The following is a 21,324-nucleotide window of genomic DNA, read 5'->3' as shown; positions in this document are numbered from 1 at the left end:
TAAGCGCCAGAGGCCGATTTCACTCTAAAGCTGACACCTGCACCTTGCCCGTGGAATAGAAAGCCCGCAGATTCGCCAGGGTCAGCGCTTCCATGGCCTGGCGGGTTTCGCGGGTACCGCTGGCGATGTGCGGCAGCAGCACCACGTTGTCCAGCGCCATCAGCTCTGGCGGTACATGGGGCTCGTCGGCGTACACGTCCAGCCCGGCCCCGGCGATACCACCGGTTTGCAGGGCCTGCACCAGCGCCGCCTGGTCCACCACCGAGCCGCGTGCCACGTTGACCAAGAAGCCATCCGGCCCCAGCGCGGCCAGCACCTCGGCGTTGACCAGGTGGTGGGTGGACGCGCCCCCGGCGGCGATCACCACCAGGGTGTCGGCCCAGCGCGCCAGCTCCACCAGCGCGGGCTCAAACTGCCAGGCCACACCGGCCACCGGCTTGCGGTTGGTGTAGCGGATCTGCATCTCGAAGCCGGTGGCGCGCTGGGCCACGGCGCGGCCAATGCGGCCCAGGCCCAGAATGCCCAGGCGCTGGCCGCTGACCTTGCGCGCCAGGCGGAACTTGCCCTGCTCCCAATCGCCCCGGCGCACGAAGCGGTCGGCGGCGCTGGTGCCACGGGCCACGTCCAGCAGCAGGGCCATGGCCAGGTCGGCCACGCAGTCGTTCAGCACTTCGGGCGTGTATCCCACGGCAATGCCGCGCTGGGCAGCGACCGCCAGATCAAACTTGTCCAGCCCCACGCCGTGGCTGGAGATGACGCGCAACGACGGCAGGGCCGCCAGCAACGCTGCCGACGCACCCGCCGGGGCGGATGTGGCCAGGCCGGTAAAGCGCGCGCCGTGCTGGGCCAGAAAGGCCTGTGGGTCGGCCTGGTCGGCCAGGCGCTGCACGTCAAATTCGGCAGCCAGCGCGGCCTCCAGGGCGGGGGCCAAGGGGCCGTTTTGCAGCAATGCGGGGCGGGTGGTCATGGGGGCTTTCTTAGCAAAAAAGGGCTTACACCGCGCCGTGGGCTTCGACGTACAGCGCGTACAGCGAATGGCAGCTGGCCATGTAGAGGCGGTTGTTTTTCGGGCCGCCAAAGGTGAGGTTGGCGCAGCGCTCGGGCAGGCGGATGAAGGCGATGGCCTTGCCCTGGGGGTTGAAGACCATCACGCCGTCCAGGTCCTCGGGCTTGCCTTGCAGCTGGAAGACTTTGCGGCCGCCCACATCGGTAGGCTCGGCTTGCAGCGCGCCGTTGCTGCCCCAGCCGCACCAAAGGTTGCCGTCGCGGTCTAGCTTGAAGCCGTCCAGTGCGGCGGCACCCGCGCCGTCGATGAACTTGAACTTGTTCGACAGGCTGCCGTCGGTGGCCACGTCATAGCGCCAGATGCTGCGGTTGGGCGTGCCCTTCCACTCCACCACGTAGAGAAATTTCTCGTCGGGCGAGAAGGCCAGGCCGTTGGGATTGACCAGGTCGGTCAGCATGGCGCTGAGCTTGCCGTCGCTGCCGATGCGGTAGACGTTGGTGCTGGCCTGCTCGGGCTTGGCACGCGAGCCCTCCCATTCGCCGTTGATGCCGAACAGCGGGTCGGTGAACCAGATGCTGTCGTCCGACTTGACCACGATGTCGTTAGGCGCGTTCAGGCGCTTGCCCTCAAAGCTGTCGGCCAGCACGGTGAGCTTGCCGTCGCGCTCGGTACGCACCACGCGGCGGGTGATGGAATGCTCGCAGCTGATCAGGCGGCCTTGGCGGTCGCGGGTGTTGCCGTTGGCGTAGTTCACGCCTTCTTTGTGTACCGAGAACTTGCCGGTTTTTTCTTCAAACTTCATCAGCCGGTTGTTCGGGATGTCGGACACGATCAGCGTGCCGGTGTCCGGCAGGTACACCGGCCCCTCGGCCCAGCGCATGCCCGTGCCCACCTGCTCCAGCGTGCTGCTGAAGATGCGGTATTTGGCAAAGCTGGGGTCGAGGATCTGCACTGCCGCGTCGGGATAGCGCTGCTGGGGTTTGAAATCAAACGCCTGCGCCACGGCCGAGCCGCCCAGCAAGGCCAGCCCGCTGCCCGCAGCGGTTTTCAAAAAGCCCCGACGGGGCGAGGATGGGGAAGAGGTGGTGGTGTTTTGCATGCTTGTGTCTCCGTTGTTGTCGTGAAATGGATGCGGGGTCCAGCCCCCACCCCGGCCTTCCCCCGGCGGGGGAGGGAGTAAGGCCGGGCGGGCAATAAACACCCCTGTCCCCGCCCCCTGCCTGCCCAAAGGCAAGCGCAGCGAAGCCCCCTCGTGAACAGCGCAGGGCTGGCTCCGCCAGACTGCTGCTGTTGCCCCCTGCAAGGGGGTGGGCGCTGCCACACGCAGTGGGCAAGCCTGGGGGTGTGCCAGTCAATCAGCCGCGATCTTGCGGGCCTCGATCAGCTTCTTCCAGCGGGCCGACTCGCTGGCCTGGTAGGCCGCGAACTGCTCGGGCGTGTTGGCCACCAGTTCAAAGCCCACGTCCACAAACTTCTGCTTCACCACCGGGTCGGCCAGGGCCTCCATCAGCGCGGCGTGGATCTGGGCCTTGACCTCGGGCGGCAGGCCCTTGGGGGCGACCACGCCTTGCCAAGAGGTGGCCACCGCGTCTTTCACGCCCGCCTCGGCCAGGGTGGGCACGTTGGGCAGCAGGGGCGAGCGCTTGTCGCTGGCGATGGCCAGGGTGCGCAGCTTGCCCGCATTGATGTGCTGGATCACCGAGTTGATGTTCTGGAACGCGGCATCCACCTGGCTGCCCAGCAGGTCGGTGATGGCGGGCGCGCCGCCCTTGTACGGCACGTGCAGGCCGGAGGTGCCGGTTTGCAGCCAGAACAGCTCGGCGCTCAGGTGGTCCGACGAGCCATTGCCCGCCGAGGCAAAGGTCAGCGCGCCGGGCTTGGCCTTTTCGGCGGCGATCAAATCAGCCACGGTTTTGAAGGGCGAGGCGGCGGGCACTACCAACACGTTGGGGGCTTGCACCGCAACCGTCAGGTAGTCGAAGTCTTTGGCCGGCTCGTAGGCCACCTTCAGCAGATGGGGGGTGATGACCAGCGGCCCCAGCGAGGTGACCATCAGGGTGTAGCCATCGGCGGGTGCACGCTTGACATAGGCCGCGCCAATGCTGCCGGTGGCCCCGGCCTTGTTTTCCACGATGACGGTTTGCTTGAACTTCTCTTGCAGCTTCGGCGTAATGGCGCGGGCCAGTGCGTCGGACGAGCCGCCGGGCGGGAACGGCACCACCAGGGTGATGGTTTTTTCGGGCCAGGCGTAGGCGCTGGTGGCAGCGGCCAATGCCAGGGATACGAGGGCGATGGTTTTTTTCATAGTGTCTCCAAATAAGGGGCAACAGGCGGACCGGGCCCAGTGTTGTCAGGCATTCTATGAATTATTACTAATGTGTCAAACAACTTTAGGGTTTTTGGAGTCACTTGTCAGAGCCTGTCAGAATGCCAACTCCTTTGCCCTGCTGCCTCCATGAACGAAACCCTGCTGCAAACCGACGGTGTCGGCTCCCTGCCCGACCGCATCTACGCCCGCGTGGTCGAGGCCATCCTGCGCGGCGACTTTGCGCCGCACAACAAGCTGCCCACCGAAGGCGCTTTGAGTGCCCAGTTTGGCGTGTCGCGGCCCACGGTGCGCGAGGCGCTGGCGCGGCTGCGCTCAGACGGCATCATCGACTCCAAGCGCGGCGCGGGCAGCACGGTCGTGCGGGTTCCGGGTGCGTCGGGCGCGCCGGTGGCCGTGGCCACGCCGATCAAAAGCCTGGCCGACATCGAGCGTTATTACGCCTTCCGCAGCTGTATTGAAATGGGCGCTGCCGCCGGGGCCGCCGAGTTCCGCGACGCCGACGACCTGGAGGCCCTGCAACAGGCTTTCGAGGCACTCAACACCGCGATGGAGAGCGGCCAGTCCGGGGCCGACGAAGACGTGCGCTTCCACCTGGCCATTGCCAGTGCCTCGCATAACCCATTTTTTGTGGCCACCATCGCCACCAGCGTGGCCCCGATCCGGCAGTTCATCGAGCTGGCCCGCAACGTCATCGACAAGAAAACGGTGGTCCGTGTGCGCACCACGCAAGCCGAGCACCAGGCCATCGTCGAGGCCATCGTGCGGCGCTCGCCGGGCGATGCGGCAGAGGCCATCCGCATCCACATCCTGAACGCCAAACGGCGGATTTTCGAGAGCACACCGCTGCCCTGAGCGTCCGGCGGTTTGCTTGACAACTTTTAAAGTTGTCAGATAATCCCGGCAAAAGGATGCCACGATGACCGAAGCCAGCGCCAAGCCCCCCCACACCATCCGCATGCACGCACGCGACAACGTCGCCATCGTGGCCAACGACGGCGGTTTGGCCGCAGGCACGGTGCTGCCCAGCGGCCTGGTGCTCATAGACAAGGTGCCCCAAGGCCACAAGGTGGCGCTGGTCGATCTGCCCGCCAATGGCCCGGTGCTGCGCTACGGCATCCCCATCGGCTACGCATTGAAAGACATCTCCGCAGGCAGCTGGGTCCACGAGCGCCTGCTGGCGATGCCCGATGCCCGTGGGCTGACCGATTTGCCCATGGCCACCGTGCAGGCCGAGGTGCAGCCGCCGCTGGACGGCTACAGCTTCGAGGGCTACCGCAATGCCGACGGCTCGGTGGGCACGCGGAATATTTTGGCCATCACCCAGACCGTGCAGTGCGTGGCCGGGGTCACCGACTTTGCGGTGCGGCGCATCAAGGCCGAGCTGCTGCCCCGCTTCCCCCATGTAGACGACGTGGTGGCGCTGGAGCACAGCTACGGCTGCGGCGTGGCCATCGACGCGCCGGGGGCCGAGATTCCCATCCGCACCCTGCGCAACATCAGCCTGAACCCCAACTTTGGCGGCGAGGTGATGGTGGTCAGCCTGGGCTGCGAAAAGCTGCAACCCGAGCGCCTGATGCCGCCCGGCACGATTCCGCTGATCGACGAACGCGCGCCCGCCCTGGACCTGGTGTGTTTGCAAGACGACGCGCACGTCGGCTTCATGTCGATGGTCGAAGCCATCATGCGGCAAGCCACCGCCCACCTAAAACGGCTGAATGCCCGCCGCCGCGTCAGCGTGCCCGCCAGCGAACTGGTGGTGGGCGTGCAGTGCGGCGGCAGCGACGCGTTCAGCGGTGTCACCGCCAACCCGGCAGTGGGTTTTTGTACCGACCTGCTGGTGCGCGCCGGAGCCAGCGTGATGTTCTCGGAAACCACCGAGGTGCGCGACGGCATCGACCAGCTCACCTCCCGCGCCAGCACCCCCGCAGTGGCCGAGGCGATGGTCCAAGAGATGGCCTGGTACGACGCCTACCTGGAGCGTGGCAAGGTAGACCGCAGCGCCAACACCACGCCCGGCAACAAAAAAGGCGGCCTGTCCAACATCGTCGAGAAGGCAATGGGCTCCATCGTCAAGAGCGGCTCGGTAGCCATCACCGGCGTGCTGTCGCCTGGCGAAAAGCTCAAGCAAAAGGGCCTCACCTACGCCGCCACCCCCGCCAGCGACTTCATCTGCGGCACGCTGCAACTGGCCGCCGGCATGAACCTGCACGTGTTCACCACCGGGCGCGGCACACCTTACGGCCTGGCGGCGGTGCCGGTCATCAAGGTGGCCACCCGTACCGACCTGGCCCGCCGCTGGCACGACCTGATGGACGTGAACGCGGGCACCATCGCCGACGGCACAGCCAGCATCGAAGACGTGGGCTGGGAGCTGTTTCGCCTGATGCTGGACGTGGCCAGTGGCCGCAAAAAGACCTGGGCCGAACACTGGAAGCTGCACAACGCCTTGGTGCTGTTCAACCCGGCGCCGGTGACCTGATGCCCCGCTGTTATGCCCGCATGGCATATCTGATAGTGCCAGTGTGCTCTGGTTGTCCGCTCTCCGAAATTCCAGAATCCGGCCTATAACTCTGAGAATAAAAATGGCCATGAGACAGCATTTATCGGTGACGGCAGGCCTCGCCTGCGCCGCCTATTTCGCCTATTCCGCCTATTCCGCCTATTCCGCGCATAGGTACGCAACCCTGGGCAGGGTTGTGCATCCTTGACCAGCGGCCCCATCCCCCCACTCGTGCTTCCCACAACCACCGTATCCATCGGCGGTGGCTTTGTTTTTCATTGCATAAAGGCTTGCGCATGCTGAACCGACGCGAAATTCTCACGGGCTTGGGCGGCTTCGCTCTGGGCCCTCTGGCCATCACACCTTTGGCGGCCCAAACCTTTCCCAGCAAGCCGCTGCGCATCATCGTGGGCTATACCGCTGGCGGAGCGGTGGACCTGATTGCGCGCACCGTAGCGCAGCAGTTGCAGGCCAGCCTCGGGCAGCCGGTGGTGGTAGAGAACCGCCCCGGAGCGGGCACCAACGTGGCGGTCCGCACCCTGGTGGATGCGGCACCCGACGGGCACACGCTGATGCTGGCCGCCAATGCGCTGGTGGCCAATGTGTCTTTGTACGACCCGGCACCTTACCAACTCGCCCGCGACCTGACCCCCATCGCCCTGGTCGGGCGTGTGCCGGTGGTGCTCGCGGTGGCCTCGGGCGCACCAGCGGCCAGCTTGCAGCAGTTCATTGCCGCAGCCAAAGCGCAGCCCGAAAAGACCACCTACGGCACGCCCGGCAACGGCGCGACACCGCACCTGGCGATGGAGCTGTTCGAGCGGGCTGCTGGTATCCAACTCATCCACGTGCCCTACAAAGGCGGAGCCCAGGCCATCACGGATGTACTGGGTGGCCATATCCAGGCGGTGGCGGTCAACGCACTTGAAGTGCAGCCGCATGTGCGCAGCGGCAAGTTGCGGGTGTTGGCGGTGATGACTCCGCAGCGATCGCCTATCTTTCCTGACGTGCCCACGGTGGCCGAGTCTGGTTTTCCAGGCTTCGAGTCCTCCGTTTGGTACGGGGTGGTCGCACCGGCGGGCCTGCCGCAAGCCTTGGTGACGCGCCTCCATGCCGAGATCCAAAAAGCTCTGGCCACCGACGAGGTGCGCCAAAAGCTCAGTTCCGCAGGGGGCGACGTATTCCCCGGTCCCACGGCGCAGTTCAGCAAGCTGCTCCAGGACGAAAGCACCCGCTACGCGAAGCTGATCCGTGAAGCGCAGATCAAGCCCGACTAACCCTCCACCCAATCCCATGCCATTCCACTCCCCCCGCCGCAACGCCCTCCTTGTGGGCGCAGCCTGCGCCTTGACACTGGCTCTGCCCACCCAGGCCCAGACCTTTCCCTCCAAGCCGATGCGCATCATCGTGCCCTTCACTCCAGGCGGATCGAGTGACGTGTTGGCGCGCGCCATCGGGCTGGAGCTCAGCAAGGCGCTGGGCCAGCCGGTGCTGATTGAAAACGTGCCCGGCGCGGGCGGTTCACTCGGTGCGGATAAGGTGGCCAAGTCCCCGGCCGACGGCTACACGCTGCTGATGGGACACATCGGCACCCTGGCCATCAACCCCTCGCTCTACCCCAAGCTGGGCTACGACCCGCTGCGCAGCTTCACCCCGGTGGCATGGGTGGCCCGCGTGCCGAATGTGCTGGTGGTGAACGCAGCCGTTCCGGCGCAGAGCCTCAAGGAGCTCATCGCCCTGGCGAAAGCCAAGCCCGGCCAGCTGGCCTACGGCTCCGGCGGCAACGGCAGCGCGGCACACACCACGATGGAATACCTGAAGATGCAGACCGGCACCTCGTTTCTGCACATCCCCTACCGGGGCACGGCACCGTCGGTGACCGACCTGCTGGGCGGCCAGGTGCAGGTGCTGTTCACCGGCATCCCTGCGCTGCTGCCCCACATCAAGTCGGGCAAGATGCGCGCCCTGGCCGTCTCCAGCCCCAAGCGCCTGGCGATCCTGCCGGATGTGCCCACGGTGGCCGAGAGCGGCATCACCGGCACCAAGGGTTTTGAGGCCGACCAGTGGTATGGACTGGTAGCCCCGGCGGGCACACCGGCCGAGGTGGTGGCGCTGCTGAACCAGCAGGTGAACAAGGCCCTGGCCTCCGAGGACGTGCGCACGCGCCTGGCGGCCGAAGGTGCCGAGGCCACACCGGCTACGCCCCAGGTGTTTGGCCAGCTCATCGCCCAAGAAATTCCGCGCTGGGAGCGGGTGATCAAGAACGCCCACATCACCCTGGACTGAGCACCGTAGACCAAAGCGTGGTGTAGACAGGATTTTATTTGCTATAAATTAAATAGCTTTTACCGCATGTTAAATAAGGGCTAGAGGGCTAAAACACTCTGAAATAAGAGGTTCACCCCTTCTTCGCCTGCGCATACAGCGGCAGCACCTTGGGCAGGTTCTTCTCCATCTCGGCAATGCGGTTCTTGCCGGCCGGGTGGGTGCTCAGCCACTGGGGCGGAGCGCCTTTGTTTTGTGCGGCCATTTTTTGCCACAGCGTGATGCCGGCACGCGGGTCGAACCCGGCGCGGGCGGCCAGCTCCAGGCCGACCAGGTCGGCCTCGGTCTCGTCCGAGCGGCTGAACTGCAAGCTCAGCAACTGCGCGCCGCCGCCAATCACCGTGTTGCCCAGCTCACCCGCCCCCAGTAGCTGGCTGAGCAGGTTGGCGCCGATGTTGGTGGCCACCGATTTGCCCATGCGTTCGCGGGCGTGCTCGCGCAGGGCGTGGGCGATTTCGTGGCCCATCACGGCGGCCACTTCGTCGTCGGTCAGCTGCAGGGTGTCGAGGATGCCGCTGTAGAAGGCGATCTTGCCGCCGGGCATACACCAGGCGTTGACCTGTTTGCTGGCGATCAGGTTGACCTCCCACTGCCAGTCTTTGGCGCGCGGGTTCCAGGCGATGGCAAACGGGATGATGCGCTCGGCAATGCGGCGCAGGCGCAGCACCTGCGGGTGCTTGGCCGGGGCCAGCGCCTGTTGTTGCTGGGCCTGTTGCAGGGTTTGCACATACTGGGACTGGGCGGTTTTTTCTACGCTCTCGGCCGAGGCCAGGTTGGCAAAGACCGAGTTGTTGCCCACCTCCACGCCGTCGCGTGCCCACAGTGCCGGGGCGGCTAGCAAAGCACCCGCCACCACCATCGCATTCCATTTTTGCTTCGCTATTTGCATTGCTGCTTCCTTGGTTTCAACACGTATTATTCCCGGATGACACATGCAAGCTCTCCTGAAACTCCCCCCCGCTGGATCGACACCCTCAAGGTCTACGGCGAACCCGCCACATTGCGCATGCTGTCGCTGGGATTTTCCGCTGGGCTGCCGCTGCTGCTGGTGCTGGGCACGCTGGGTTTTTGGCTGCGCGAAGCGGGCATTGACCGCACCACCATTGGCTACCTGAGCTGGGTGGGGCTGGCTTACGGCTTCAAGTGGGTCTGGGCCCCGCTGGTCGATCGGCTGCCGATTCCCGGGCTCACCCGGCTGCTGGGGCGGCGGCGCAGCTGGCTGCTGCTGGCGCAGGCGGCCATCATGCTGGGGCTGGTGGGCATGGCCAGCACCGACCCGCAGGTGGACCTGCACCGCGTGGTGTGGTGCGCGCTGGCGGTGGCCTTTGGCTCGGCCACGCAAGACATTGCGCTGGACGCTTTCCGCATCGAATCGGCCAACACCGAGCGCCAGGCGGCACTGGCAGCGGCCTACCAAACCGGCTACCGGCTGGCGATGATCTGGGCCGGGGCCGGGGTGCTGTGGATTGCGGCGCGGGCCGAGGTGGTCGGGGCACCGCTGTACCAAGCCGGCGCGTGGCAAACCGCTTACCTGGTGATGGCGGCCAGCATGCTGGTCGGCGTGGTCACGGTGCTGGTGTCCAGGGAACCCGCCCGCATCGCGCTGCCCCCCGCCCGCAACGCGGCAGACTGGCTGCGCAGCGTGCTGGTCGAGCCGTTTGCCGACTTTCTGCGCCGCTACAAAGGCCAGGCCGCTCTGATCCTGGCGCTGATTGCCGTGTACCGCATCAGCGACGTGGTGATGGGCATCATGGCGAACCCGTTCTATGTGGACATGGGCTACACCAAGGACGAGGTGGCGGCGGTGACCAAGGTGTTTGGCGTGGTGATGACGCTGCTGGGGGCCTTCATTGGCGGGGTGTTGTCCATGCGCCTGGGCGTGATGCGGGTGCTGATGCTGGGCGCCGTGCTGAGTGCGGCCAGCAACCTGCTGTTTGCCTGGCTGGGCACACTGGGGCACGACCTGCACGCCCTGGTGTGGGTGGTGTCGGCAGACAACCTGGCCGGTGGCATTGCCTCGGCGGCCTTCATTGCGTACCTCAGCAGTCTGACGAATGTGCAGTATTCGGCCACGCAGTACGCGCTGTTTAGCTCCATGATGCTGCTGGCACCGAAGTGGCTGGCCGGGTTCTCGGGCCGGTTTGTGGATGCCTATGGCTACAGCCCGTTCTTCACCGCGACCGCCTGCCTGGGCGTGCCGGTGTTGCTATTGGTCGCGCTGGCTTCAAGGTCAAAAGAGCCAATAGCGCAGGTAGAGTAAGCGCAGTAAGCTATTAATTATGTAGCAAACTACTGTAAAGTGTTTACCCAACTTTACAGTGGCTTCAACCGCAATTGGCGGCAAAAGCGCACCATGACGGCACAGCGCGATTCCCTTGCGCACCCCTATTCTGAGATGGACACCCCATGAGCGCACACCTGTTAATGATTGAAGACGACACCCGCCTGGCCGGCATGGTGGGCGAGTACCTGGGCCAGTCTGGCTTCACCGTGGCCCATTCGGCCACCGCCAGCGGCGGGCTGGGCATGCTCAATGGCCCGACCCATGCCGCCCGGCCCGAGCTGGTGATCCTGGACCTGATGCTGCCCGACATGGACGGCCTGGAGGTCTGCCGCCGCATCCGCACCACAGCCGGTGACGTGGCGCAGATCCCGATCCTGATGCTCACCGCCAAGGGCGACCCGCTGGACCGCATCATCGGCCTGGAGCTGGGCGCCGACGACTACCTGCCCAAGCCCTTCGAGCCGCGTGAACTGCTGGCCCGCATCCGCGCCATCCTGCGCCGCCGCACCGACGGTTCCGCCCCGCAGCACAAGGTGATGCAGTTCGGCACGCTGGAGATCGACCGCGATGCACGCGCCGTGTCGGTCAGCGGCAAACCCTGCGACCTGACCGCCTACCAGTTTGACCTGCTGGTTACGCTGGCCGAACGCGCGGGCCGCGTGCTGACCCGCGACCAGATCATGGAAGCCGTGCGCGGCCGCGAGCTGGAAGCCTTCGACCGCAGCATCGACGTGCACATGGGCCGCATCCGCGCCGCCATCGAAGCCGACCCCAAAAACCCCCGCCGCATCGTCACCGTGCGCGGCGCAGGGTATGTTTTCGCTAAGCAACAAGACTAACGTCTTGTGGCACACCCCCAGGCTACACACTGCGTGTTTTCGCCACCCCCCTTGCAGGGGGCAACAGCAGCGGCCTGGCAAAGCCAGTTCCGCGCTGTTCGCGAACGGGCTTTGCTTCGCTCGCCATAGACAGATAGCGGCTCCCAGCCTTTAGCATCCCCCCATGCAAGCCTCCCTTCCTAATTTGTTTCAGCGGCTCTATGTCCGCATCTGGCTAGCCGTGCTGCTGGCCGTGGCGGTGCTGACGCTGCTGGTCGGCTGGGCCTGGCGCATGGCCACCGACCCGCCGCTGCGCGATGTGGAGGTGCGCAACCGCTCGGGCGAGATCATCGGCAAGGGCACCACCCGCCGCCACTTCTCGCGCGGGCCCGAGGGTGAGCGCCTGCCGCAACGCCCGGCCAGCAGCCCCGACAACCCGGACGAAGACGAATCCGAGCCTCCCACACCGCCTGGCGAAAGCATCCGGCTGGGCCGGGGGCCCGAATTCGTGGTGCTGATGCAAGACGGCCAGAAGCTGCTGGTCCACCTGCCCCGCCCCGAGCGCACCGTCTGGCTGCTGCGGCCACCGTTTGGCTTCTTCTGGATGCTGGGCCTGGTGGGGCTGGCGATGGCGCTGGCCATGTACCCCATCATCCGGCGGCTGACCCGGCGGCTCGAATCCTTGCAGCGCAGCGTGGAGCAGTGGGGTGCGGGCGATCTGTCGGTGCGCGTGCCCATCCACGGGCAGGACGAGGCGGGCCTGCTGGCGCAGCGCTTCAACACCGCAGCCGAGCGCATTGAAACCCTGGTGGCCTCGCACAAAACCCTGCTGCAATCACAAAAGTCGCTGCTGGCCAACGCCTCGCACGAGCTGCGCAGCCCGCTCACCCGCATCCGTATGGGGCTGGAGCTGATGGGGTCCACCCCCTCGCCGACGTTCAAGAACGAGATCAACCGCAACATCGCCGAGCTAGACCAGCTGGTGGAAGAAATCCTGCTGGCCAGCCGCCTGGATGCCAAAGAGGCCGACCTGGGCACGGTGGAAGAGGTCGACCTGATCGGCCTGGTGGCCGAAGAATGCGCCCGGCTGGATGCCGCGTTTGCGGTGGGCGACAACCTGGACGGCAATGTGGATGAAGAGGGCGCACAAGACCAGGTCTTTGCCGTCCAGGGCGTGGCCAAGCTGCTGCGCCGCGCCATCCGCAACCTGCTGGAAAACGCCCGCCGCTACACCACCGGCGATGTCCACGTCAGCCTGCAACAGCACGGGGCGTTTGCCGTGCTGCGCGTCTTCGACCACGGCCCCGGCGTGCCCGCCGAGCTGCGCGACCGCATCTTCGAGCCCTTTTACCGCCTGCCCGGCGCCAGCGAAACCCACGGCGGCGTGGGCCTGGGCCTGGCCCTGGTCAAGTCCATCACCGAGCGCCACGGTGGCACGGTGCGCTGCGAAGGCCGTGACGGCGGCGGGGCCTGTTTCGTCATCGAATTGCCCTGCTGAACCCGCCGCACCGGGTTTAGTGCGGGCTGCGCACAAAGAAACGGGTTCCTCCCTAGAATGCCCCAGCCATTCCAAAAAACGAGGAGACACCTACATGAGCTACCAAGCCGCAGCCGACCGCTACGACGACAAAATGCAGTACCGCCGCACCGGGCGCAGCGGCCTGAAACTGCCCGCCATCACCCTGGGCCTGTGGCACAACTTTGGCGACACCACCTCGCTGGCCACCCAGCGCGCCATGCTGACCACCGCCTTTGATCTGGGCATCACCCACTTCGACCTGGCCAACAACTACGGCCCGCCCTACGGCAGCGCCGAAGCCAATTTCGGCGAACACATGCGCCGTGACTTCCGCCCCTACCGCGACGAGCTGGTGATCTCCAGCAAGGCCGGTTACGACATGTGGCCCGGCCCCTACGGCCAGGGCGGCGGCGGGCGCAAATACGTGCTGTCCAGCCTAGACCAAAGCCTCAAGCGCATGGGCCTGGACTACGTAGACATCTTCTACTCGCACCGCTTTGACCCCGACACCCCGCTGGAAGAAACCATGGGTGCGCTGGCCAGCGCGGTGCAGCAGGGCAAGGCGCTGTATGTCGGCGTATCCAGCTACTCGGCAGGCAAAACCCGCGAGGCCGCTGCGCTGCTGAAGCAAATGGGCGTGCCCTGCCTGATCCACCAGCCGTCCTACAGCATGCTGAACCGCTGGATCGAAGAAGACCTGCTGAACGCCTTGGCCGACAACGGCATGGGCTGCATCGCCTTCAGCGCTCTGGCCCAGGGCCTGCTGACCAACAAGTACCTGCACGGCATTCCGGCCGATGCCCGCATCAACCAGCCCGGCGGCGGCTCGTTCAAGAGCGAGCACCTGAGCCCGCAAAACCTGGCCCACGTCAGCGCGCTGAACGACATGGCCCTGGCGCGCGGCCAAAGCCTGGCGCAAATGGCCATCGCCTGGGTGCTGCGCGACCCGCGCATGACCAGCGCCCTGATCGGTGCCAGCCGCCCCGAGCAAATCGTGGAGCTGGTCGGCGCGCTGAAACAACTAGATTTCAGCGCCGAAGAACTGGCCCGCATCGACCAGCACGCGGTGGACGGCGGCATCAACCTGTGGAAGCGCCCATCGACCGACCAGCGGCTGGCGTAAACCTTTGGCTTGCATTGAAAAATGCAAGCCAAAAAGGCCGCTAGCGCATATGTTATTTGCGCTAGCAGCTATATAAATAATAGCAATCTGGCTTGGCCCAGCACCTGCTAGATCAGGTACCGCAAAACGTCCGATACCCCTGCTGCGCTGCCGCAGGCGCGGGCTGGGCGTAGGCTTCGCGGCCGGGTTGGGCATCGAACGGGTGTTGCAGCACGGCCAGCAGCGCCTCAAACGGGGCGTAGTCGCTGCGCTCCACGGCGGCGGACAGGGCGGCTTCCACCAGGTGGTTGCGTGGGATGTAGAGCGGGCTGGCGCGGCGCATGGCGGCGGCGCGATTGGCAGCGGCCACGGGTTCTTGTGCACACCGGGCTTGCCAGTGGGGCAGCCACGCATCGAAGGCGGCGGGGTCGTTGAATCGGGCGTGTAACGCGGAATCGCTGAGGTTGGCCGCCAGCTCGGCCAGATCGCGCCAGGCCAGGGTGTAGTCCACCGACTGGCCCTGCATGGCGGCCAGGAAGTCTTGCGCCAGCGCCAGATCGTCAGCCTGCTCGCTGGCCAGCCCCAGCTTGCGGCGCATGCCGTCCAGCCAGTGCTGCTGGTAGCGCGCGGGAAAGGCCTCCAGCACCTCGGTCACCCGCGCCACGGCACGGTCGCTGTCGGCATCAATCAGTGGCAGCAGGGTTTCGGCCAGGCGGGCCAGGTTCCAGCGGGCGATCAGCGGCTGGTTGGCATAGGCGTAGCGGCCCTGGTGGTCGATGGAGCTGAAGACCGTGGCCGGATCAAAAGTGTCCATGAAGGCGCAGGGGCCGTAGTCGATGGTTTCGCCCGACACGGCCATGTTGTCGGTGTTCATCACGCCGTGGATAAAGCCCACCCGCATCCACTGCGCCAGCAGCGCGGCCTGGCGCTCGCAGACCGCCTGGAACAGCGCCAGGGCATCCTGGGCCTCGGGGTAGTGGCGGGCGATCACGTAGTCGGCCAGTTGCTGCACCTGGGTCTGGCCTTCGCCCTGGTCCTGTGCGGCAAAAAACTGGAAAGTACCCACGCGGATATGGCTGGCGGCCACGCGGGCCAGCACCGCACCGGGTGGCGCGCCCTCGCGGCGGACCTGTTCGCCGGTGGTGGTGGCCGCCAGGGCCCGGGTGGTGGGAATGCCCAGGGCGTGCATGGCCTCGCCCATCAGGTATTCGCGCAGCACCGGGCCCAGGCCAGCCTTGCCATCCCCGCCGCGCGAGAACGGGGTGCGCCCCGAGCCTTTCAGGGCGATGTCGCGGCGCTGGCCGTGGGTGTCGATCACCTCGCCCAGCAGCAGCGCCCGGCCATCGCCCAGTTGGGGCGAATAGCCGCCGAACTGGTGGCCGGCATACACCTGGGCCAGTGGCTGCGCGCCTGCGGGCACGGTGTTGCCCGCAAGAATAGCCGCGCCTTCGGGCGAATCCAGCCATGCCGCATCCAGCCCCAGCTCGGCGGCCAGGGCGTGGTTGAGTTGGACGATGGCGGGCTGGGGTACTTGCGCGGCCTGCACCGGGGCGTAGAAGCCCACGAGTTCGCGGGCGAAAGTGTTGTCGAAACGGAAGGCGGCGTGCATGGCGGGGGCTCTCAAAAAAGGGGGATACCCCCCAGATTAACGTGAAACAACTGGCCTGGCCCGGGGTGCTCTGCACCCGCGTCCATGCACGTTAGGCCATAGCGGCCAGCACCTGTTCCGGGCTTACATCCACCAAACAGCGGGTGTGGCCCAGTGGACAGGTCCGCTGGTAGCAGGGCGCGCAGTCTAGCGGCGGCTGGTAGGCGGCATTGGTTTTGAGCCACAGCACTTGCGCCAGGACGTTCAGCGGCGGGGTGTGCAGCGGGCTGCTGGAGCCGTACACGGCCACCTGCGGTACGCCAAAAGCGGCGGCTACATGCATCAGGCCAGAATCGTTACTCACTACATTTTTGCTAGCAGCTATCGCAGAGAACGCCTGCGCTAGTGTGGTTTTTCCTGCGAAATTAAACGCCCAGCCGGGGCGCGCCGCGTTGACCGGGGCGGCAATTTCTTCGCACAGCGCGCGCTCTTTGCCGGAACCCAGCAGCACCACCGGTACCTCCAGCTGCCGGGCCAGCGCGGCAAAGTGGGCGGCGGGCCAGCGTTTGGCGGGGCCGTATTCCGCCCCCGGTGCAAACACCACGTAGCCGCCGCGTTGCAGGCCCAGATCAGCCAGCGCCTGCGCCACCACCTGCGGGTCCATCTGCAAAGCCGGGCGGTCTTGGTCCAGGCCGGGTTCGCCACTCAGCGCGGAATAAAACGCCACCATCGGCGGGCGTTCGTCGCGCGGTGGGTTCTTCAGCCGCTGGTTCAGCAGGCCAAAGCGGGCCTCGCCTTGGTAGCCGATACGCCGGGGGATGCGTGCCAGAAAAGGAATTAGCGCACTTTTCAGCGAGTTGGGCAGCACGTAGGCCGTGTCAAACCGGCCCTTGAGCTGCGCCGCCATTGCCTTGCGCGCCTGCCACTGCAAGCCGCCGTGCTGGAACGGAAATTCGACCACCTCGGCCACCTGCGGCATGGCCCGGTACACCGGCGCCACCCAGGGCAGCGCACCCACCGTAAGCCGCTCGCCCCGCGCCTGCAAGCGGCGCATCAGCGGCTCGGTCATCACCGCATCGCCAATCCACTGGGGCGCGATGACGAGGGAATTGGTGGGAGTCAAATTAATAGGGGTCACCCCTATTAATTTAACCCCTATTAATTCAATGGCCACCGCCGAAATGTTCACCGGCCTTCAGCGCGTACACCGTGCCGCAGTAAGGGCACTTGGCTTGGCCGGTGTGGGCTACGTCCAGGTAGACCTTGGGGTGGCTGTTCCACAGCTTCATGTCGGCCTTGGGGCTGGGACAGAACACGCCGCCTTGGGCGTTCAGGTCAATGGCAAGGAGTTCGATGGACATGTTCAGACCTTTGTTAACCAATGGGCGTATTTAGGATTGCGGCCGTTGACGATGTCAAAGAAGGCGGCTTGGATTTTTTCGGTGATGGGGCCACGGCGGCCCACATAGTCGTCGCGGCCGAGTTCGATGCGGTCGAGTTCGCGAATCGGCGTGACTTCGGCGGCGGTGCCGGTGAAGAAGGCTTCATCGGCGATGTAGACCTCGTCGCGGGTGATGCGCTTTTGCACCACTTCCAGGCCCAAATCTTTGCAGATGTGGAACACGGTGTTGCGGGTGATGCCGTTGAGCGCACCGGCGGATAAATCGGGGGTGTAGACCACGCCGCCCTTGACCACAAACAGGTTTTCGCCCGCGCCTTCGCTCACAAAGCCATTCGCATCCAGCAGCATGGCTTCGTCGTAGCCGTCGTCGGTAGCTTCCATGTTGGCCAGGATGGAGTTGGTGTAATTGCTCACCGCCTTGGCCTGGGTCATGGTGATGTTGACGTGGTGGCGGGTGTAGCTGGAAATCTTCACGCGGATGCCGCGCTGCATGCCTTCTTCGCCCAAATACGCACCCCAAGGCCAGGCGGCAACCATAAGGTGGATGCTGTTGCCCTTGGGCGAAACCCCCAGCTTTTTGTCGCCAATCCAGGTCAGCGGGCGCAGGTAGCCGGATTCCAGCTTGTTTTCGCGGATCACGGCGCACTGGGCGTCATTCACTTCCGCTTGCGTAAACGGGATCTGCATGCGCAGGATCTTGGCGCTGTTGAACAGGCGCTCGGTGTGCTCTTGCAGGCGGAAGATGGCCGGGCCGTTGACCGTGTTGTAGGCCCGCACGCCCTCAAACGCGCCGCAGCCGTAGTGCAGGGTGTGCGTCAGCACATGGATCTTGGCATCGCGCCACTCGACCATCTGGCCGTCCATCCAGATTTTGCCGTCGCGGTCAGACATCGAAGGGGGTAGCGGGGACATGGCGTTTCCTAAGGGGTTTGTACGGGGGGAGTCTAATTTTACGGGCTGCTTACACCGCGCCGGGGGCTGCAGCAGGCGGCTCGGCGTCGTCTTGCGTGGGGCGCAACAGGCTCCACTGCACCAGCTTGCCGCCCTTGAATTCACAGGTCACGTGCGAGGCGCTGGCATCGGTCCAGCGGTACAGCTCGGGCTGGGTGTCTTTGGGGGATTGCAGCGCGCCCAGGGCTTTGGTCATGGCCACCACGTGCAGCAGGGTCACGCCGGGGCGCAGCTTGGCGTTGAGCATCACCGCGCTGGCCACCGTGCCGATGGGCCGATTGGCCGCCCGCTTCATCACTTGCAGCATGCGGCTGAAATGCAGCAGGATCCAGGTGACCAACAGGCTCAGCGCCATGGCCGCACCGGCCCAAGAATATTCGCGGTACGCCACCACCACCAGGGCGATAACGCCCACCGGAACCAGGATTTTTTGAAATTGCATGCGGGGTATTTTCGCAGCCTCGGGAAGGGGGGGTTAACCCAACCCGCGCACCACTTCCATGGCCTGCTCGACCCGCTCCACCGCGTGGATGGTCAGGCCTTCGATGGGCTTCTTCGGTGCATTCGCCTTGGGCACGATGGCCACGCTGAAGCCCAGCTTGGCGGCTTCTTTCAGGCGCTCCTGGCCGCGCGGGGCAGGGCGCACTTCCCCGGCCAGCCCCACCTCGCCAAAGGCGATGAAGCCCTTGGGCAGCGGCTTGCCGCGCAGGCTGGAGGTGATGGCCAGCAGCACCGCCAAATCCGCCGCCGGTTCGCTGATGCGCACGCCGCCCACGGCGTTGACGAACACGTCTTGGTCCATGCAGGCAATGCCCGCGTGGCGGTGCAGCACGGCCAGCAGCATGGCCAAACGGTCTTTGTCCAGGCCCACGCTCAAACGCCGGGGCGACGGCCCGCCGCTATCGACCAGCGCCTGGATCTCCACCAGCAGCGGGCGCGTGCCCTCCAGAGTCACCATCACGCAGCTGCCGGGCACCGGCTCGGGGTGCTGGCTCAAAAAGATGGCGCTGGGGTTGCTTACGCCTTTCAAGCCATGCTCGGTCATGGCGAAGACGCCTATCTCGTTGACTGCGCCAAAGCGGTTTTTGATGGCCCGCACCAGCCGGAAGCTGCTGTGCGTGTCGCCCTCGAAGTACAGCACCGTGTCCACCATGTGCTCCAGCACACGCGGCCCGGCCAGTGCGCCCTCCTTCGTCACGTGGCCCACCAGCACGATGGCCACGCCGCTGGCCTTGGCCGCGCGCGTCAGGTGCGCCGCACATTCGCGCACCTGCGCTACCGAGCCGGGGGCCGAGGTGAGCTGGTCGGAGTACACGGTTTGGATCGAGTCGATCACCGCGATGTCGGGCTGGTGCTTTTGCAGCGTGCTGAGGATTTTTTCCAGCTGGATTTCGGCCAGCACCTGCACCTGGCTGTTGACAATGCCCAGCCGGCGCGAGCGCAGCGCCACCTGCGCCCCGCTCTCCTCGCCGGTCACATACAGCGTCTTCTGGCCGGAGCGTTGCAACGCGTCTAGCGCCTGCAACAGCAGCGTGGATTTGCCGATGCCGGGGTCACCGCCGATCAGCACCACGCCGCCCTCCACAATGCCACCGCCCAACACCCGGTCCAGCTCGTCCAGCCCGGTCGGGGTGCGGTCCATATCCGTCGCTTCGATGTCGGCCAGGGCCACCACCTCGGCGGTTTTGGCCAGCGCGGCGAAGCGGTTGTTCTTGGTCGATGCCACCGGCTCGGCGACGGACTCAATCAGCGTGTTCCAAGCCTGGCAGTGCGGGCACTTGCCCAGCCATTTGGGGCAGGTGCCGCCGCATTCGTTGCAGGTGTAGATGGTTTTGTCTTTTGCCATGCGGGAACTATAGCTGCAAACTGTGATTAAACACAGTAGCTATTGTTTAGGTCGCTGCCAGCGCAGGTGGATACTGCGTCAGAGGTGCTTTTTATCCGAAGATAGTTTCTGCGCTGTGCTCAATTCCCCGTAAGAATCAGATGCGTGGGAACTGGCCTGGCAAGAAACGTCGCAGTTGACCGGCGCCATGCCGCTGCGCATCCGTGTTTCACGGCCTATCAATCGTCATCCCGGTTCCTTGTGACCACAAAATCCGGAGTAGCCGTCCTCGGATACGCTTTTTGATATTCATCGAACGCCCGCTTCCAGCTACCGCTCTCTCTACCTACGGCTCGCATTTCGATTAGCAGGTCTGGATGGATGCCAATTGAATCAAGCTGCCGTAAGACGAAGATACCTTCGACCAGAACGGGGCGGCTGAGTGTATGGCGATGTTCAATCAGCCTTCGAAGAAGCGCGCCGTCGTGCGCGGGCAAAAGCAAGCCACTTTCCCCACATCGCGTGTCGCCTTCGACTAGTGCAAAGTCCGTCTCGATTACAGGCATACCAGACTGCCAGGCCAGAAACCGGGCTAGGCTAGATTTTCCGGCATGGCCAACGCCATCGATCGCAATAGTCAGCTTGCGCCACGGATCCAGCTGAGGCAACAGCCATTCCGCAACGGCTTGGTACTCAGTCGGTATCGGGCGCGGCTTCATGACGTCTAGCGACATACACCTAAAACACTGGGGCTTAAGTAATTCATCAACATTTCGTGAAAGTGACTAACAGACTTGTTTTCCGTAAGGCGATTCAGTTTTTATACAGGGTTAAAAATTCCGACAAACCCCGCAGACAAAGCGCCGAACCACTATAGCCCGGTGAAGCGTCGCCACACCCACGCGGCGGTAGTGTTCCTTCACAAGAGGGCTGCACGAAACACTATTATTTTCATAGCTACCTACGAAGGTTCTATATGCGCTAGAGCCACTTTTCATCTAAACCCATTCACACCCAAGGCTGAGCCAACCCCTCCGTAGCAAACACCCGCTGCACCGCCGGGCGGGCCAGCACTGTTTGCAGATACGGCCCCAGGTGCGGGTAGCTGCGGGCCGGGGCGCTGGTGAAGTTGCGGGTCCAGCGGCACAGCATCAGGGCGTAGGCATCCAGCGCGGAATAGGTGTGGCCCAGCAGCCAGGGACCGCCGTGGCGGGCTAGCTCGGCATCCAGCTGGGCCAGCAGGCCGCCCACCCGCAGCTCGGCCTGGGCCTGCACTTCGGCCGCACCGGCGGTGTTGCCGGGGTTCACCCAGCGGTGCGGGTAGAAGTAGGCGATCAGCGTGGTTTGCAGGGTGTTGGTCATCCACACCAGCCACTTGTAGAAATGGGCGCGCTCCGCCGTGCCTAGCGCCGGGGCCAGGCCTGCCTGCGGGTGCGTGTCGCACAGGTGCAGGCAGATGGCGGCGGACTCGAACAGCACCAGGTCACCGTCGGTCAGCACCGGGACCAGGCCGTTGGGGTTCAGGCGCAGGTAGTCGGGGGCTTTGTGCGCACCGGCGCTGGTGTCTACCCGCAGCAGTGCAAACGGCAGGCCGATGTCTTCCAGCAGGATGTGCGGGGCCATCGCGGCGGTACTGGGGGCGTAGTGGAGGTGCAGCATGGGGATGTGGTGGAAGTTA

20 protein-coding genes are annotated in these 21,324 nt (G+C 65.1%); 8 read left to right on the top strand and 12 right to left on the bottom strand.

Translation table 11 applies throughout. From position 1 onward, the window contains the following. Window positions 1–19 precede the first annotated feature (19 nt). The 3 genes from AC0969_RS15305 to AC0969_RS15295 all read right to left on the bottom strand — a co-directional run bounded on the left by AC0969_RS15305 (window position 20) and on the right by AC0969_RS15295 (window position 3,311). Window positions 20–967, bottom strand: a complete 948-nt coding sequence (locus AC0969_RS15305; protein ID WP_479625013.1) for a 2-hydroxyacid dehydrogenase — start codon at window positions 965–967, stop codon at window positions 20–22. Between the two features lie 25 nt (window positions 968–992). Beyond that, complete coding sequence (locus tag AC0969_RS15300) at window positions 993–2,105, bottom strand: SMP-30/gluconolactonase/LRE family protein (protein ID WP_479625012.1); 1,113 nt, start codon at window positions 2,103–2,105, stop codon at window positions 993–995. Window positions 2,106–2,357: 252 nt separating this feature from the next. Beyond that, on the bottom strand, window positions 2,358–3,311 hold the full coding sequence (locus tag AC0969_RS15295; RefSeq protein WP_479625011.1) for a tripartite tricarboxylate transporter substrate binding protein: 954 nt from the start codon (window positions 3,309–3,311) through the stop codon (window positions 2,358–2,360). A 150-nt stretch (window positions 3,312–3,461) separates the two neighbouring features. Between AC0969_RS15295 and AC0969_RS15290 the strand changes: the two genes are divergently transcribed. From AC0969_RS15290 to AC0969_RS15275, 4 genes are all read left to right on the top strand, one after another. Continuing rightward, the gene (locus AC0969_RS15290) at window positions 3,462–4,187 is read left to right on the top strand and encodes a FadR/GntR family transcriptional regulator (RefSeq protein WP_479625010.1); all 726 of its coding nucleotides are present in this window, start codon (window positions 3,462–3,464) and stop codon (window positions 4,185–4,187) included. Between the two features lie 64 nt (window positions 4,188–4,251). Further along, window positions 4,252–5,814, top strand: coding sequence for a galactarate dehydratase (gene garD, locus AC0969_RS15285; RefSeq protein WP_479625009.1), 1,563 nt, complete (start codon window positions 4,252–4,254; stop codon window positions 5,812–5,814). Between the two features lie 317 nt (window positions 5,815–6,131). After that, on the top strand, window positions 6,132–7,109 hold the full coding sequence (locus AC0969_RS15280) for a Bug family tripartite tricarboxylate transporter substrate binding protein (RefSeq protein ID WP_479625008.1): 978 nt from the start codon (window positions 6,132–6,134) through the stop codon (window positions 7,107–7,109). Window positions 7,110–7,125: 16 nt separating this feature from the next. After that, a complete protein-coding gene (locus AC0969_RS15275) occupies window positions 7,126–8,118 on the top strand; it encodes a Bug family tripartite tricarboxylate transporter substrate binding protein (protein WP_479625007.1) in 993 nt (330 codons plus the stop codon). 112 nt (window positions 8,119–8,230) lie between these two features. Here the strand turns inward: AC0969_RS15275 and AC0969_RS15270 are convergent, their stop codons facing one another. Beyond that, window positions 8,231–9,046, bottom strand: a complete 816-nt coding sequence (locus tag AC0969_RS15270; protein WP_479625006.1) for a M48 family metallopeptidase — start codon at window positions 9,044–9,046, stop codon at window positions 8,231–8,233. A gap of 36 nt (window positions 9,047–9,082) precedes the next feature. Between AC0969_RS15270 and AC0969_RS15265 the strand changes: the two genes are divergently transcribed. The 4 genes from AC0969_RS15265 to mgrA all read left to right on the top strand — a co-directional run bounded on the left by AC0969_RS15265 (window position 9,083) and on the right by mgrA (window position 13,901). Continuing rightward, on the top strand, window positions 9,083–10,417 hold the full coding sequence (locus AC0969_RS15265) for an AmpG family muropeptide MFS transporter (RefSeq protein ID WP_479625005.1): 1,335 nt from the start codon (window positions 9,083–9,085) through the stop codon (window positions 10,415–10,417). 146 nt (window positions 10,418–10,563) lie between these two features. Next, on the top strand, window positions 10,564–11,280 hold the full coding sequence (locus AC0969_RS15260) for a winged helix-turn-helix domain-containing protein (RefSeq protein WP_479625004.1): 717 nt from the start codon (window positions 10,564–10,566) through the stop codon (window positions 11,278–11,280). A gap of 163 nt (window positions 11,281–11,443) precedes the next feature. After that, entirely contained in the window at window positions 11,444–12,757 is a 1,314-nt protein-coding gene (locus tag AC0969_RS15255; RefSeq protein ID WP_479625003.1) for a sensor histidine kinase, read from the top strand. A 94-nt stretch (window positions 12,758–12,851) separates the two neighbouring features. Next, window positions 12,852–13,901, top strand: a complete 1,050-nt coding sequence (gene mgrA, locus AC0969_RS15250; RefSeq protein ID WP_479625002.1) for an L-glyceraldehyde 3-phosphate reductase — start codon at window positions 12,852–12,854, stop codon at window positions 13,899–13,901. A 112-nt stretch (window positions 13,902–14,013) separates the two neighbouring features. Here the strand turns inward: mgrA and AC0969_RS15245 are convergent, their stop codons facing one another. From AC0969_RS15245 to AC0969_RS15210, 8 genes are all read right to left on the bottom strand, one after another. Continuing rightward, on the bottom strand, window positions 14,014–15,489 hold the full coding sequence (locus AC0969_RS15245) for a protein adenylyltransferase SelO (protein ID WP_479625001.1): 1,476 nt from the start codon (window positions 15,487–15,489) through the stop codon (window positions 14,014–14,016). A 91-nt stretch (window positions 15,490–15,580) separates the two neighbouring features. Then, a complete protein-coding gene (gene waaF / locus AC0969_RS15240; RefSeq protein ID WP_479625000.1) occupies window positions 15,581–16,591 on the bottom strand; it encodes a lipopolysaccharide heptosyltransferase II in 1,011 nt (336 codons plus the stop codon). A 40-nt stretch (window positions 16,592–16,631) separates the two neighbouring features. Beyond that, window positions 16,632–16,829 (bottom strand): zinc-finger domain-containing protein, encoded by a 198-nt coding sequence (locus AC0969_RS15235; RefSeq protein ID WP_479624999.1) that lies wholly within the window; start codon window positions 16,827–16,829, stop codon window positions 16,632–16,634. 2 nt (window positions 16,830–16,831) lie between these two features. Continuing rightward, the gene (locus AC0969_RS15230; RefSeq protein WP_479624998.1) at window positions 16,832–17,782 is read right to left on the bottom strand and encodes a branched-chain amino acid transaminase; all 951 of its coding nucleotides are present in this window, start codon (window positions 17,780–17,782) and stop codon (window positions 16,832–16,834) included. Window positions 17,783–17,831: 49 nt separating this feature from the next. Next, window positions 17,832–18,263 carry a glycerate kinase gene (locus AC0969_RS15225; protein WP_479624997.1) on the bottom strand — a complete coding sequence of 144 codons (432 nt, stop codon included), beginning with the start codon at window positions 18,261–18,263 and terminating at the stop codon, window positions 17,832–17,834. A 33-nt stretch (window positions 18,264–18,296) separates the two neighbouring features. Further along, window positions 18,297–19,667 (bottom strand): DNA repair protein RadA, encoded by a 1,371-nt coding sequence (radA, locus tag AC0969_RS15220; RefSeq protein ID WP_479624996.1) that lies wholly within the window; start codon window positions 19,665–19,667, stop codon window positions 18,297–18,299. Between the two features lie 218 nt (window positions 19,668–19,885). Continuing rightward, window positions 19,886–20,365, bottom strand: coding sequence for a nucleoside/nucleotide kinase family protein (locus AC0969_RS15215; protein ID WP_479624995.1), 480 nt, complete (start codon window positions 20,363–20,365; stop codon window positions 19,886–19,888). Between the two features lie 289 nt (window positions 20,366–20,654). After that, window positions 20,655–21,305, bottom strand: coding sequence for a glutathione S-transferase family protein (locus AC0969_RS15210; protein ID WP_479624994.1), 651 nt, complete (start codon window positions 21,303–21,305; stop codon window positions 20,655–20,657). Between the last annotated feature and the right edge of the window lie 19 nt (window positions 21,306–21,324).

The sequence above is a fragment of the Rhodoferax sp. LB1P47 genome, assembly GCF_056521445.1.
Note: the sequence above shows the minus strand (reverse complement) of the source record. Positions and strands in the feature narration are given on the sequence as shown.

Coding starts and splice junctions, on each gene's coding strand:
- AC0969_RS15215 (WP_479624995.1), bottom strand. CDS start 20,365: ATGAAGCCGCGCCCGATACCGACTGAGTACCAAGCCGTTGCGGAATGG.
- mgrA (WP_479625002.1), top strand. CDS start 12,852: ATGAGCTACCAAGCCGCAGCCGACCGCTACGACGACAAAATGCAGTAC.
- AC0969_RS15265 (WP_479625005.1), top strand. CDS start 9,083: ATGACACATGCAAGCTCTCCTGAAACTCCCCCCCGCTGGATCGACACC.
- AC0969_RS15255 (WP_479625003.1), top strand. CDS start 11,444: ATGCAAGCCTCCCTTCCTAATTTGTTTCAGCGGCTCTATGTCCGCATC.
- AC0969_RS15290 (WP_479625010.1), top strand. CDS start 3,462: ATGAACGAAACCCTGCTGCAAACCGACGGTGTCGGCTCCCTGCCCGAC.
- AC0969_RS15260 (WP_479625004.1), top strand. CDS start 10,564: ATGAGCGCACACCTGTTAATGATTGAAGACGACACCCGCCTGGCCGGC.
- AC0969_RS15280 (WP_479625008.1), top strand. CDS start 6,132: ATGCTGAACCGACGCGAAATTCTCACGGGCTTGGGCGGCTTCGCTCTG.
- AC0969_RS15300 (WP_479625012.1), bottom strand. CDS start 2,105: ATGCAAAACACCACCACCTCTTCCCCATCCTCGCCCCGTCGGGGCTTT.
- AC0969_RS15245 (WP_479625001.1), bottom strand. CDS start 15,489: ATGCACGCCGCCTTCCGTTTCGACAACACTTTCGCCCGCGAACTCGTG.
- AC0969_RS15305 (WP_479625013.1), bottom strand. CDS start 967: ATGACCACCCGCCCCGCATTGCTGCAAAACGGCCCCTTGGCCCCCGCC.
- AC0969_RS15230 (WP_479624998.1), bottom strand. CDS start 17,782: ATGTCCCCGCTACCCCCTTCGATGTCTGACCGCGACGGCAAAATCTGG.
- AC0969_RS15235 (WP_479624999.1), bottom strand. CDS start 16,829: ATGTCCATCGAACTCCTTGCCATTGACCTGAACGCCCAAGGCGGCGTG.
- AC0969_RS15270 (WP_479625006.1), bottom strand. CDS start 9,046: ATGCAAATAGCGAAGCAAAAATGGAATGCGATGGTGGTGGCGGGTGCT.
- AC0969_RS15225 (WP_479624997.1), bottom strand. CDS start 18,263: ATGCAATTTCAAAAAATCCTGGTTCCGGTGGGCGTTATCGCCCTGGTG.
- AC0969_RS15210 (WP_479624994.1), bottom strand. CDS start 21,305: ATGCTGCACCTCCACTACGCCCCCAGTACCGCCGCGATGGCCCCGCAC.
- AC0969_RS15275 (WP_479625007.1), top strand. CDS start 7,126: ATGCCATTCCACTCCCCCCGCCGCAACGCCCTCCTTGTGGGCGCAGCC.
- AC0969_RS15295 (WP_479625011.1), bottom strand. CDS start 3,311: ATGAAAAAAACCATCGCCCTCGTATCCCTGGCATTGGCCGCTGCCACC.
- garD (WP_479625009.1), top strand. CDS start 4,252: ATGACCGAAGCCAGCGCCAAGCCCCCCCACACCATCCGCATGCACGCA.
- radA (WP_479624996.1), bottom strand. CDS start 19,667: ATGGCAAAAGACAAAACCATCTACACCTGCAACGAATGCGGCGGCACC.